At 48.3% G+C, this 12,944-nt stretch carries 4 protein-coding genes, 4 tRNA genes and 3 rRNA genes; 8 read left to right on the top strand and 3 right to left on the bottom strand.

The features are described 5' to 3' along the window. The first annotated feature begins 452 nt into the window (after nucleotides 1-452). The 8 genes from MTO69_RS00230 to MTO69_RS00265 all read left to right on the top strand — a co-directional run bounded on the left by MTO69_RS00230 (nucleotide 453) and on the right by MTO69_RS00265 (nucleotide 7,258). A 16S ribosomal RNA gene (locus MTO69_RS00230) occupies nucleotides 453-2,004 on the top strand. An 89-nt stretch (nucleotides 2,005-2,093) separates the two neighbouring features. Next, nucleotides 2,094-2,169 (top strand) — tRNA-Glu (locus MTO69_RS00235). A gap of 2 nt (nucleotides 2,170-2,171) precedes the next feature. Next, nucleotides 2,172-2,247: transfer RNA gene (locus tag MTO69_RS00240), tRNA-Lys, on the top strand. Between the two features lie 29 nt (nucleotides 2,248-2,276). Next, a tRNA-Val gene (locus tag MTO69_RS00245) sits at nucleotides 2,277-2,352 on the top strand. Between the two features lie 364 nt (nucleotides 2,353-2,716). Next, a 23S ribosomal RNA gene (locus MTO69_RS00250) occupies nucleotides 2,717-5,606 on the top strand. Between the two features lie 161 nt (nucleotides 5,607-5,767). Continuing rightward, nucleotides 5,768-5,883, top strand: a 5S ribosomal RNA gene (rrf, locus tag MTO69_RS00255). Together the 16S, 23S and 5S rRNA genes with 4 tRNA genes alongside form the textbook arrangement of a ribosomal RNA operon. Before the next feature lie 70 nt (nucleotides 5,884-5,953). Beyond that, nucleotides 5,954-6,044: transfer RNA gene (locus MTO69_RS00260), tRNA-Ser, on the top strand. Nucleotides 6,045-6,334: 290 nt separating this feature from the next. Next, a complete protein-coding gene (locus MTO69_RS00265) occupies nucleotides 6,335-7,258 on the top strand; it encodes a GGDEF domain-containing protein (RefSeq protein WP_248330073.1) in 924 nt (307 codons plus the stop codon). 201 nt (nucleotides 7,259-7,459) lie between these two features. On the opposite strand, the gene ptsG is transcribed toward MTO69_RS00265, so the two are convergent. From ptsG to MTO69_RS00280, 3 genes are all read right to left on the bottom strand, one after another. Next, the gene (gene ptsG, locus MTO69_RS00270) at nucleotides 7,460-8,851 is read right to left on the bottom strand and encodes a glucose-specific PTS transporter subunit IIBC (RefSeq protein ID WP_248330075.1); all 1,392 of its coding nucleotides are present in this window, start codon (nucleotides 8,849-8,851) and stop codon (nucleotides 7,460-7,462) included. 413 nt (nucleotides 8,852-9,264) lie between these two features. Beyond that, nucleotides 9,265-10,269: an adenosine deaminase gene (gene add / locus MTO69_RS00275; RefSeq protein ID WP_248330077.1), complete on the bottom strand. Its 1,005-nt coding sequence runs from the start codon at nucleotides 10,267-10,269 to the stop codon at nucleotides 9,265-9,267. A gap of 98 nt (nucleotides 10,270-10,367) precedes the next feature. Next, entirely contained in the window at nucleotides 10,368-12,908 is a 2,541-nt protein-coding gene (locus MTO69_RS00280) for an EAL domain-containing protein (protein WP_248330079.1), read from the bottom strand. Between the last annotated feature and the right edge of the window lie 36 nt (nucleotides 12,909-12,944).

Raw genomic sequence — 12,944 nt, forward strand, 5'->3', positions numbered from 1 at the left:
AACAAAAAAATCAAAAAAAACACCAAAAAGGGCTTGCCAATGTGATGGCGATCTCTATAATGCCCCCTCGCTGACACGGGAACGGTTCGAAAGACACCAAAGCCGATTCAGCAAGGTCAATTAGCCAAGCAAAGCGCTTGAAAAAAGTTTTAAAAAAGTGGTTGACACTAAACTTTATCTCGCTAAAATGACCGCCTCTTTGTGAGTGACATGAGTCACAAACAAGAAAGCTCTTTAACAATATAAACCTATCAATCTGTGTGGGCACTCGTTGATGATAATCCAAATAGTTTCTTCGGAAACAATTTAGGTTTCAATGAACTGAGTGACCATTTGAATGAGCAATCATTCGAGCACAGTCAATTCAAGTTTTCTAGGAACTAGCTTCTAGTCACTAGAAACTTATCAGTATTCATTGAGCCTCCCCTATTTATTTAGGGAATCAAAACTTTAAATTGAAGAGTTTGATCATGGCTCAGATTGAACGCTGGCGGCAGGCCTAACACATGCAAGTCGAGCGGAAACGAGTTAACTGAACCTTAGGGGGACGTTAACGGCGTCGAGCGGCGGACGGGTGAGTAATGCCTGGGAAATTGCCCTGATGTGGGGGATAACCATTGGAAACGATGGCTAATACCGCATAATAGCTTCGGCTCAAAGAGGGGGACCTTCGGGCCTCTCGCGTCAGGATATGCCCAGGTGGGATTAGCTAGTTGGTGAGGTAAGGGCTCACCAAGGCGACGATCCCTAGCTGGTCTGAGAGGATGATCAGCCACACTGGAACTGAGACACGGTCCAGACTCCTACGGGAGGCAGCAGTGGGGAATATTGCACAATGGGCGCAAGCCTGATGCAGCCATGCCGCGTGTATGAAGAAGGCCTTCGGGTTGTAAAGTACTTTCAGCAGTGAGGAAGGGGTGTACGTTAATAGCGTGCATCTTTGACGTTAGCTGCAGAAGAAGCACCGGCTAACTCCGTGCCAGCAGCCGCGGTAATACGGAGGGTGCGAGCGTTAATCGGAATTACTGGGCGTAAAGCGCATGCAGGTGGTTTGTTAAGTCAGATGTGAAAGCCCGGGGCTCAACCTCGGAATTGCATTTGAAACTGGCAGACTAGAGTACTGTAGAGGGGGGTAGAATTTCAGGTGTAGCGGTGAAATGCGTAGAGATCTGAAGGAATACCGGTGGCGAAGGCGGCCCCCTGGACAGATACTGACACTCAGATGCGAAAGCGTGGGGAGCAAACAGGATTAGATACCCTGGTAGTCCACGCCGTAAACGATGTCTACTTGGAGGTTGTGGCCTTGAGCCGTGGCTTTCGGAGCTAACGCGTTAAGTAGACCGCCTGGGGAGTACGGTCGCAAGATTAAAACTCAAATGAATTGACGGGGGCCCGCACAAGCGGTGGAGCATGTGGTTTAATTCGATGCAACGCGAAGAACCTTACCTACTCTTGACATCCTCAGAAGCTTGTAGAGATACGAGTGTGCCTTCGGGAACTGAGAGACAGGTGCTGCATGGCTGTCGTCAGCTCGTGTTGTGAAATGTTGGGTTAAGTCCCGCAACGAGCGCAACCCTTATCCTTGTTTGCCAGCACTTCGGGTGGGAACTCCAGGGAGACTGCCGGTGATAAACCGGAGGAAGGTGGGGACGACGTCAAGTCATCATGGCCCTTACGAGTAGGGCTACACACGTGCTACAATGGCGCATACAGAGGGCGGCCAACTTGCGAGAGTGAGCGAATCCCAAAAAGTGCGTCGTAGTCCGGATCGGAGTCTGCAACTCGACTCCGTGAAGTCGGAATCGCTAGTAATCGTGGATCAGAATGCCACGGTGAATACGTTCCCGGGCCTTGTACACACCGCCCGTCACACCATGGGAGTGGGCTGCAAAAGAAGTGGGTAGTTTAACCTTCGGGAGGACGCTCACCACTTTGTGGTTCATGACTGGGGTGAAGTCGTAACAAGGTAGCCCTAGGGGAACCTGGGGCTGGATCACCTCCTTATACGATGATTATCCAAGCAAGTGTCCACACAGATTGATGGTTTATGTAGTTTAAGAGATAAGAAGATATCCCAATATCTTCGACTTAGTGTCCCGTTCGTCTAGAGGCCTAGGACACCGCCCTTTCACGGCGGTAACAGGGGTTCGACTCCCCTACGGGATACCATTGGGTCGTTAGCTCAGTTGGTAGAGCAGTTGACTTTTAATCAATTGGTCGCAGGTTCGAATCCTGCACGACCCACCATTCTCTCCACGAGAATGAAAAAACAATGTGGGCGATTAGCTCAGTTGGGAGAGCACCTGCCTTACAAGCAGGGGGTCACTGGTTCGAGCCCGGTATCGCCCACCATTCTCTAAATGTTTTTGGATGTCTACTTCCAAACCACTTCAGTAAAACGTGCGTGGTTCGGGTTTTCGACCGTCTAAGAATCTTTAGAAAATGTACTTCCTCGTGAAGAAACATTGCTCTTTAACAATTTGGAAAGCTGACGAATAACAACAATCCCCATCTCTTTGAGATGCGTTGTTATTCAATTAAAAGTTCTCAAATCCTATTCTTTTGAATAGGTACCAACACACATTCAAGTGTTCTTGGAAACACCACAATTTATTGTGATGTTTATATTTGAGTCCGGCAAAATCGTGTCTCCATCATGTTTAAAAAATTGGAGACAACTTTGGTTGTTTGACTGTAAGACCCTTTGGGGTTGTATGGTTAAGTGACTAAGCGTACACGGTGGATGCCTTGGCAGTCAGAGGCGATGAAAGACGTAGTAACTTGCGATAAGCCCAGATTAGGTAGTAACAACCATTTGAGTCTGGGATTTCTGAATGGGGAAACCCACTAGCATAAGCTAGTACTGTTAACTGAATACATAGGTTAACAGGGCGAACCGGGGGAACTGAAACATCTAAGTACCCCGAGGAAAAGAAATCAACCGAGATTCCGAAAGTAGCGGCGAGCGAAATTGGACTAGCCCTTAAGCTTTTAATGAGACAGGTGAAGGCTCTGGAAAGTGCCGCGATACAGGGTGATAGCCCCGTAACCGACATCTCATCATCAGTGAAATCGAGTAGGGCGGGACACGTGATATCCTGTCTGAATATGGGGGGACCATCCTCCAAGGCTAAATACTACTGACTGACCGATAGTGAACCAGTACCGTGAGGGAAAGGCGAAAAGAACCCCTGTGAGGGGAGTGAAATAGAACCTGAAACCGTGTACGTACAAGCAGTAGGAGCAGGCTTTGTCCTGTGACTGCGTACCTTTTGTATAATGGGTCAGCGACTTATATTCAGTAGCAAGGTTAACCATCTAGGGGAGCCGTAGAGAAATCGAGTCTTAACTGGGCGTCGAGTTGCTGGATATAGACCCGAAACCAGGTGATCTAGCCATGGGCAGGTTGAAGGTTGAGTAACATCAACTGGAGGACCGAACCGACTAATGTTGAAAAATTAGCGGATGACTTGTGGCTAGGGGTGAAAGGCCAATCAAACCTGGAGATAGCTGGTTCTCCCCGAAATCTATTTAGGTAGAGCCTCGGACGAATACTACTGGGGGTAGAGCACTGTTAAGGCTAGGGGGTCATCCCGACTTACCAACCCTTTGCAAACTCCGAATACCAGTAAGTACTATCCGGGAGACACACGGCGGGTGCTAACGTCCGTCGTGGAGAGGGAAACAACCCAGACCGCCAGCTAAGGTCCCAAATTATAGCTAAGTGGGAAACGATGTGGGAAGGCTTAGACAGCTAGGATGTTGGCTTAGAAGCAGCCATCATTTAAAGAAAGCGTAATAGCTCACTAGTCGAGTCGGCCTGCGCGGAAGATGTAACGGGGCTAAGCTATAAACCGAAGCTGCGGCAATGCATTTTATGTATTGGGTAGGGGAGCGTTCTGTAAGCCGTTGAAGGTGAGTTGTAAAGCTTGCTGGAGGTATCAGAAGTGCGAATGCTGACATGAGTAACGATAAAGGGGGTGAAAAACCTCCTCGCCGGAAGACCAAGGGTTCCTGTCCAACGTTAATCGGGGCAGGGTAAGTCGACCCCTAAGGCGAGGCCGAAAGGCGTAGTCGATGGGAAACGGGTTAATATTCCCGTACTTCAACTTATTGCGATGGGGGGACGGAGAAGGCTAGGTGGGCCTGGCGACGGTTGTCCAGGTTCAAGTGCGTAGGCTTGAGAGTTAGGTAAATCCGGCTCTCTTTAAGGCTGAGACACGATGTCGAGCTACTACGGTAGTGAAGTCATTGATGCCATGCTTCCAGGAAAAGCCTCTAAGCTTCAGATAAGTTGGAATCGTACCCCAAACCGACACAGGTGGTCGGGTAGAGAATACCAAGGCGCTTGAGAGAACTCGGGTGAAGGAACTAGGCAAAATGGTACCGTAACTTCGGGAGAAGGTACGCTCTTGACGGTGAAGTCCCTTGCGGATGGAGCTATTGAGAGTCGCAGATACCAGGTGGCTGCAACTGTTTATTAAAAACACAGCACTGTGCAAAATCGTAAGATGACGTATACGGTGTGACGCCTGCCCGGTGCCGGAAGGTTAATTGATGGGGTTAGTCTTTGGACGAAGCTCTTGATCGAAGCCCCGGTAAACGGCGGCCGTAACTATAACGGTCCTAAGGTAGCGAAATTCCTTGTCGGGTAAGTTCCGACCTGCACGAATGGCGTAATGATGGCCACGCTGTCTCCACCCGAGACTCAGTGAAATTGAAATCGCTGTGAAGATGCAGTGTACCCGCGGCTAGACGGAAAGACCCCGTGAACCTTTACTACAGCTTGGCACTGAACATTGACCCTACATGTGTAGGATAGGTGGGAGGCTTTGAAGACGGTACGCCAGTATCGTTGGAGCCGTCCTTGAAATACCACCCTTGTAGTGTTGATGTTCTAACTTAGACCCGTTATCCGGGTTGAGGACAGTGCCTGGTGGGTAGTTTGACTGGGGCGGTCTCCTCCCAAAGAGTAACGGAGGAGCACGAAGGTGGGCTAATCACGGTTGGACATCGTGAGGTTAGTGCAATGGCATAAGCCCGCTTGACTGCGAGAATGACAATTCGAGCAGGTGCGAAAGCAGGTCATAGTGATCCGGTGGTTCTGAATGGAAGGGCCATCGCTCAACGGATAAAAGGTACTCCGGGGATAACAGGCTGATACCGCCCAAGAGTTCATATCGACGGCGGTGTTTGGCACCTCGATGTCGGCTCATCACATCCTGGGGCTGAAGTCGGTCCCAAGGGTATGGCTGTTCGCCATTTAAAGTGGTACGCGAGCTGGGTTTAGAACGTCGTGAGACAGTTCGGTCCCTATCTGCCGTGGGCGTTGGAAGATTGAAGGGGGCTGCTCCTAGTACGAGAGGACCGGAGTGGACGAACCTCTGGTGTTCGGGTTGTGTCGCCAGACGCATTGCCCGGTAGCTAAGTTCGGAATCGATAACCGCTGAAAGCATCTAAGCGGGAAGCGAGCCCTGAGATGAGTCTTCCCTGACCCTTTGAGGGTCCTAAAGGGTTGTTCGAGACTAGAACGTTGATAGGCAGGGTGTGTAAGCGTTGTGAGGCGTTGAGCTAACCTGTACTAATTGCCCGTGAGGCTTAACCATACAACACCCAAAGGGTTTTGATGGACTCAAAGCAAGAGCAGATTGAATGTGTCGAGAACACAATAACAGCTTTCCGAATTATTCGATTTGCAAGCAAATCTCACCCTAAAGGGCCGCACTAAAGTGCGTTTGAATTTGCGAGCAAATTGATAAAGAATTTGCTTGGCGACCATAGCGATTTGGACCCACCTGATTCCATGCCGAACTCAGAAGTGAAACGAATTAGCGCCGATGGTAGTGTGGGGTTTCCCCATGTGAGAGTAGGACATCGCCAGGCTTTAAATATCGTTACTCGTATCTACGTGTAACAACATCATCAGTGTACTAATCTGAAGATGACAATTTGTGGAGAGATGGCTGAGTGGTTGAAAGCACCGGTCTTGAAAACCGGCATACGTTAATAGCGTATCTAGGGTTCAAATCCCTATCTCTCCGCCACTATTGAAAAAGCCCGTTGCTAACGCAACGGGCTTTTTGCATTTCTGCTTGTCGATTCTTTGTTCATGATGAAAATATCCTCTACTATGGCTTGATGTCTATCTATACTATATTGTTCGATGATCCCACGAAATTGGCTGCCAGCCTGGTTCTACTTTGACGCAAAAACAGAGCGACGATTTCAGTACGCGCTAAATCAGCGTTCACGGAAAAACTTGATTGTTATCTGTCTCCTTTCCATTGTTGCACTCCTCTCGTTCAGTATCGCTACTCTTTTTGAACCCCCTGAGATGGTAAAGCCGCTAGATAACACTTATCGCTTGCTTATCGTCTTTGTGTTTGTTGTGTTTGGCGTTTTGACGACCAAGGTGGATGACCGTTATCTGCATCAGCTTTGGTTTGTTTTGGGTGCGATCCTCAGTGCTATTATGGTCGCGTTTTTTATCAATTATGCCACTAGGCACCAGGTATTGTATGAAGGTGGCCCAATGTTTTGCGCCATTGTGATTACTGCCATTCCTATTCTTCACCTTGGGCATAAAGCTATTTACTGGTGTTTGTTGGCTTTTGGCTTAGTGTATATTCAATGGGTTAGCCAAATTGACGTCCAGTGGAGTCTGCATTTTTTTGTGATTGCCGCATTGGTTATGGGGGCTATGCAGTTCCAAACCGATGTGCTGCTTCGAAGCCACTATAAACACGAGCTTACCGAACAAACCAAGGCGCAGACTGACAAATTAACTGGTATCGACAATCGCTACCGATTTGATAAAGAGATTTCAACGCTGCTGGCGAATCTAGAGGTTGGGCAACACCTGTCTGTAGCCATGATAGACATCGATCACTTCAAACAATATAACGACACCTATGGTCATCTAGAGGGGGATAGGGTTTTGGTCCAAGTGGCGCAATTGCTTTCTCTGCAAGATGCAGATTTGGTGGTGAAGTTTGGAGGTGAAGAGTTCATCTTAGTCGCGGTGCATGATGAGCACAATGAGGACTGGTTGAGCGGGCTACCCGTCGAATTCCAGCGTTTAGGTATTGCTCACTTGGCAAGTGAATTGGGCTATGTCTCCGCTTCAGTGGGTATTGCAGTGGCATCTCATCAAGCTGATAGACGTATCACTAAAAAGATGCTGCTTTCGGTTGCTGATGAGTGTCTCTATCAAGCTAAATCCTTGGGCCGAAATCAGGTGCAATTAAAGAGCCTTTAGTCCGTTTGCAACGCACTTTTTACATAATGGCTGTGTATAAGCCTAGAAGTAACGTGACGGGCTATGACTAACTCAATGTAGGGACAGGCCTTTATATTTCTCTGGGTTGCCAGGAGTGTCTGAGAATATAAACGAAAAACCCCACTCTTACGAGTGGGGTAAAACGTCTACAGGAGCATTCATGTAGGTGTTTTTGGGGTGTTATTGAAGTAGGGGCTCAATTTCACCTTTAAGAATCTCTGAGTGCGTGCCGAAGATGGCTTGCAGGTTGTTCTCAGATGGGCGTACGACTGCAGTCGCGCCGAGCTCTTTCAAGCGATCTTGGTTCACTTTCTTCTCGTCTTTAACTGTCATACGTAGGCGAGTGATACATGCGTCGATTGACTCAATGTTGTCTTTGCCACCGAATGCTTCTAGAACCAGTTGAGCTTGCTCAGACGTTTCTAGGTTAGCCATTTCGCCCATGTCTTCTTCTTCACGACCAACCGTCTTAAGGTCTAGTGCTTTGATTAGCGTAGTGAACACAACGAAGTAGATAGCTGCGTATACTAGGCCCATCACAACAAGCATCATGCCGTTTGAAGAGTTACCGAATAGTAGCGTGAAGTCGAATAGACCGTGGCTGAACGTTGTACCGTGCTTGATACCCATCATGATCATCACTGGGAACGCAGTCGCTGCGATCAGAGCGTGAGCAACGTATAGGATAGGAGCAACGAATAGGAACGCGAATTCGATTGGCTCAGTGATACCTGTTAGGAATGAAGTCAATGCCGCAGAACCTAGGATAGAAGCCACTTTTAGTTTGTTCTCAGGCTTAGCTGTTACGTACATTGCCAAACATGCAGCAGGTAGACCGAACATCTTGAACATGTAACCGCCCGCTAGGTTGCCCGCAGTTGGGTCACCAGCAAGGTAACGTGGGATTTCACCAGTAACAACTTCACCGGCTGCGGTCGTGAATGAACCCACTTCGTAGAAGAATGGCGCGTTCCAGATGTGGTGCAGACCAAATGGAATTAGAGAGCGCTCAACGAAACCGTAGATGCCGAATGCGAGTTCAGGTGATTGGTAAGCTGCCCAGTGTGAGAATGCCGCGATGCCGGCACCGATTGGTTGCCAAACGATAGCAAGAACACCAGCAACGATACACGCAGCGAGAGACGTCACGATTGGAACGAAACGCTTACCGCCGAAGAAGCCTAGGTAAGTAGGTAGCTTGATTTTGTGGTACTTGTTAAACAGTTGAGCCGCAACAAGGCCCATGATAACACCACCGAACACACCAACGTCGGTACCTTCAGCCACTACGCCAAGTACGCGAGTCATCGTTAGGTAGCCCAATGCCGCCGCAAGTGCTGCAACACCGTCGTTTTTAGTGAAGCCAAGCGCTACACCGATAGCAAATAGCAATGCCATGTTTGCAAACACACCCAGACCCGCCTCGGTCATGATTTGTGCCACGATATCTGGCAAGAATTTCGCTACTTCAGCGTTACCACCAATCCCTAGTAAGATACCTGCTGCTGGCATACATGCCACTGGCAGCATTAGTGACTTACCCATTTTCTGCATAGTGCCGAAAACGTTCATAAATTTACCCCCCGGTAATTTTGATTTATCTGATCGAGTGATCAGACAGTTAGTTTTTAGATATAAAAAATAAAAATCGGGTCATCTGCGACCTCTAATGTGTATTTACTTTACAGAGTAAAATAAAAGATAAAATTGACAGGGCTCACACAGGCTGGTGCTTGAGGGGTTAATGTTCACTAATGTGACAATCGACTCATTGATAAGTTATTGTTAGAAATGTTTATTCTGAAAGCCAATTAAGGGGCGCTATGCGTGCTAGAAAATCGTCGTGGCTTATATGGCAATGACTTATAGCCAGCGTGCCTGATAAACTGAAGCTTTTATTTTGTTACAAATCTTCATTGGCTCAATTGGCGGTGAGATATAAAAAAACCGATGCATGAGCATCGGTTTTTTACGAACGGTGTTTTTTAGCCTCTAGAAAGGGCTAATTCTCTCAATTGTTGCTTTTCTGCCTCAGAAATGAACGCCAGTTCAAGGCCGTTGATCTGCGCTTGACGAATTTGCTCTTGGCTCAAACCCGCTTGAGGTGCAGCTACTTCATACTCATAGGGAAGTTCAATACCTTCTACCGCAGGATCGTCCGTGTTGAGACATGCCAGTACGCCGTGATCCAAGAATTGCTTCAACGGATGGTTGGCTAAGGAGTCGACGGTGCTTGTCTGGAAATTTGAGGTCAGACATGACTCAATGCCGATACGATGCTCGGCTAAGTAATCCATCAACTTAGGATCGTGCACAGCTTTAACGCCGTGACCAATTCGGGTCGCGCCCAAGTCTCGAATTGCTTGCCACATACTTTCTGCGCCAGCCGCTTCACCCGCATGAACCGTGACATGCAAGCCTGCATCTTTTACTTGTTTAAAGTGACTAACAAAGCGATCGCCAGGTTGACCCAACTCATCTCCTGCCAAGTCGACGGCAACAATGTGGTCTTTTTGAGTTAGGATTGCGTCTAGCTCTTGCTGACACGCATCGGTGCCAAAAGTGCGGCTCATAATACCGATAAGATTGGCTTTGATGCCAAAGTCGCGCACACCTGCTTGAACGCCATCGACCACCGCTTCTACTACACCCGCTACTGGCAGTTTGTGTTTCATCGCCATGTAGTAAGGAGAGAAGCGCAGTTCAGCGTAGTCGATTTGCGCATTCAGCGCGTCTTCTACGTTTTCATATGCCACGCGGCGACACGCATCAAGGTCTCCAAGAACCGCGACACCCCAATCTAGCTTCGACAAAAAGGCAACCAATGAAGGTTCAGCTTCGACGATTTGAACGTGTGGGGTTAAAGACTCAACATCGTAGGCAGGAAGAGCGACACCAAATTTTTGTCCCAGATCCAAAATAGTTTGCGTACGGATATTACCATCAAGGTGGCGGTGTAAGTCTGTCAGTGGAAGGTTCTTGGTTATCATTATCATCATTCCAGTTAAGTCAATTGGGCTAAGTATAAGAATCAATAGCGGGAGTGTCAGCAGACTAAGCGCATAAAACCGGCCATAAATGTTGGTTTTTATTTCATGTTAACCAAATCTGTTGGCCATTCTTGATACGGGACAGGGCGACTATAAAGGAAGCCCTGGCCAAGGGGACATTCAAGTTGCACCAGCATTTTCGCTTGTTCAGGGGTTTCAATACCTTCAGCGACAATACTGACTTTCATACTGCGGGTCATGTTGATGATAGCGGCGACGATTGAGGTATCGAGATTATCGGCAGACAGCTTATTGACGAAGGTGCGGTCGATCTTTAGACAGCTAAACGGCAGCTTATGTAAGTAGGCAAGCGAGCTATAACCCGTACCGAAATCATCGATAGCAATGTGTACACCTAAGTTGCGGATCGCTTGCATGTTCTCAAGCGTGATGGGATCGTTATCGACTATGCGCGACTCGGTGAGCTCTAAGGTGAGGTTATTAGGGCTTAGTTGCGACTCGTCGAGGATCTGCTTTAAAGAATCGATGAAGTCTGGCTGAGATAGCTGGTTAACTGAGAGATTGACGTGCATGTGGAAGGCTTTGGTCCACTTGCCTTCTTTGATACCTTGCACCGCATCTTTACATGCTTGGCGCAAAATCGTCTCGCCTATCGCTCCGATCAAGCCACTTTCTTCTGCAATAGGGATAAACTCAACCGGTGGCGTTAATCCTGATGTTGGCGAAAGCCAGCGAGCCAATGCTTCTGCGCCTATGATCTCGCCGCTGTTAAGGTCGACTAAGGGTTGGTAAAAAGGGATAAATTCATCCCGTTCCAGCGCGTCTTTGATTTTGGCTTGCATCAAGGTCCGTTTGCGCGATACATCGGCCATTTCTGGGCGGTAGTAGCTGATATTGGTGACTTCATGCTTAGCATTGCTCAGAGCGATGCTACCGTTACGCAGCCATTGAGTCATATTGGTGGTGGGGCCTTGTTCAACAATACCTATGCTGATACTGACCACGACACTGTTCCCCTCCATTGGGAATGGAGCGGCAAAGACCTGCAAGATGCGATTGGCGATGAGCAGAGATTGTTCATGGCTTTGTGCTTTGGGTAAGTAGATGGCAAATTCATCACCGCCAATTCGCGCTAAATAATCTTGCTCACTAAATAGAGCCTGTAAGCGTTGAGAGATGATCGCCAGTAACTGATCGCCTTGATAGTGACCTAAGCTGTCGTTGATATCACGGAATTTGTTGATCCCGATAATGAGCAGCGTGCCATCAAGGGTTGGCAGTTTATCGCAAGTATCAATCAGTCCTTCTCGGCTATACAGCTTAGTCAGTGAGTCATAGAGCAGTTGTGAACGCAGGGCTTTGAATGAAACTTTAAGGTTGTTGGCCATCTCATTAAATGCGTAAACCAACAGGCTGGTTTCATAGATGCCACCAGGCTTAGGCATATGGCTTTCCCAGTCTCCTTTCGCCAGGCGCTTAGCGGCCGCCGCGGTGGATGTAATGGGTGCCACAACACGGTTAAACGCAACCAAGCCGAGCAAGATGCCGACAAAACTGGCAATGATGCCGATGATCCAACTATTGCGCTGCGTTTCGGGCAAGTTGCCGAGCAAATTCGACTCAGAAATTGCCACGCCGATATACCATTTTAAACCGTAGGCATCGGTGTAAGGGGTGAGATGATTGAAGTAACGTTCGTTATTGATATCTAAAGTAAAGCGCTGGACCTGATTCTGTTGATACAGCTTGTGCTGGGCGTTGTGTGTCGCGTGCGCTTTGATGATCGGGTTGTCGCTTTCCGTGGCCAGCAACCTGTCCCCTTTTTTGCTGAACTCTGTCCCCCATGAAACGACGCTCCCAGAGGTAGAGTGCGCCACCAGACGCTGCTTATCATCGACCAGATAGAGAGTCGCGCTGGTTTTATTCTGTTGGTTACGCAGGAATGTGTTGAAGGTGTCGATTTTGATGTCTGTCACCACTACGCCCTGAAAGTCTTGCGCATAAAATACCGGGGTTAATGCCGATAAGGTGATCTCTTGGCGCTCATCGGCATTGGCATAGATAGAGGACCACATTGGGGTGAGCGCTTGTGCAACCGGGGCATACCAAGGGCGAATACGCGGGTCATAGCCATCGATGACGGAGCGTATGTCCTCACTGACCACTTGTCCTCGATAGATCACCAGACGATTTTGCGTGCGCTGGTCTTGTATCATTAAGGTGTAGCCTTGGTTGGGCTCTTTGCGAAAGCCGACATATTCCGCCCCCTCACCACCAAATCCAATTACGTCCAGTTGTGGGATGGTTTGATATAGGTTGCGAAACGAGGTGAGAAAATACTGCTCTATGGCGCTGGTATCGCCACGCTGGTATAAGCGATTGAAGCCAATCGAGTGGCTCAGTGCGAGACTGGCTTGAAATGGCTCTTGCAGAAAACGGCCGAGCTCCAAATTAACATTGTCTGTCAGTGCCGTTAACTGCTTGTCGCTGATGTCGACAACCATCTCTTGGTAATTATTTTTTTGTACCGTGACGATGATGCCGATAGTAAAGATAAATATCAGTACAAAAGGCAATACAACCGCTGTTCTTAGGGTAATTTGCGTCGTTGCTGGCATCACTTCATCAATAATTGCGAGAGGGTCTTTATATAT

Source organism: Vibrio sinaloensis (genome assembly GCF_023195835.1).
Taxonomy (GTDB): Bacteria; Pseudomonadota; Gammaproteobacteria; order Enterobacterales; family Vibrionaceae; genus Vibrio; species Vibrio sinaloensis_C.

Coding starts and splice junctions, on each gene's coding strand:
- MTO69_RS00265 (WP_248330073.1), top strand. CDS start 6,335: ATGGTAAAGCCGCTAGATAACACTTATCGCTTGCTTATCGTCTTTGTG.
- ptsG (WP_248330075.1), bottom strand. CDS start 8,851: ATGAACGTTTTCGGCACTATGCAGAAAATGGGTAAGTCACTAATGCTG.
- add (WP_248330077.1), bottom strand. CDS start 10,269: ATGATAACCAAGAACCTTCCACTGACAGACTTACACCGCCACCTTGAT.
- MTO69_RS00280 (WP_248330079.1), bottom strand. CDS start 12,908: ATGCCAGCAACGACGCAAATTACCCTAAGAACAGCGGTTGTATTGCCT.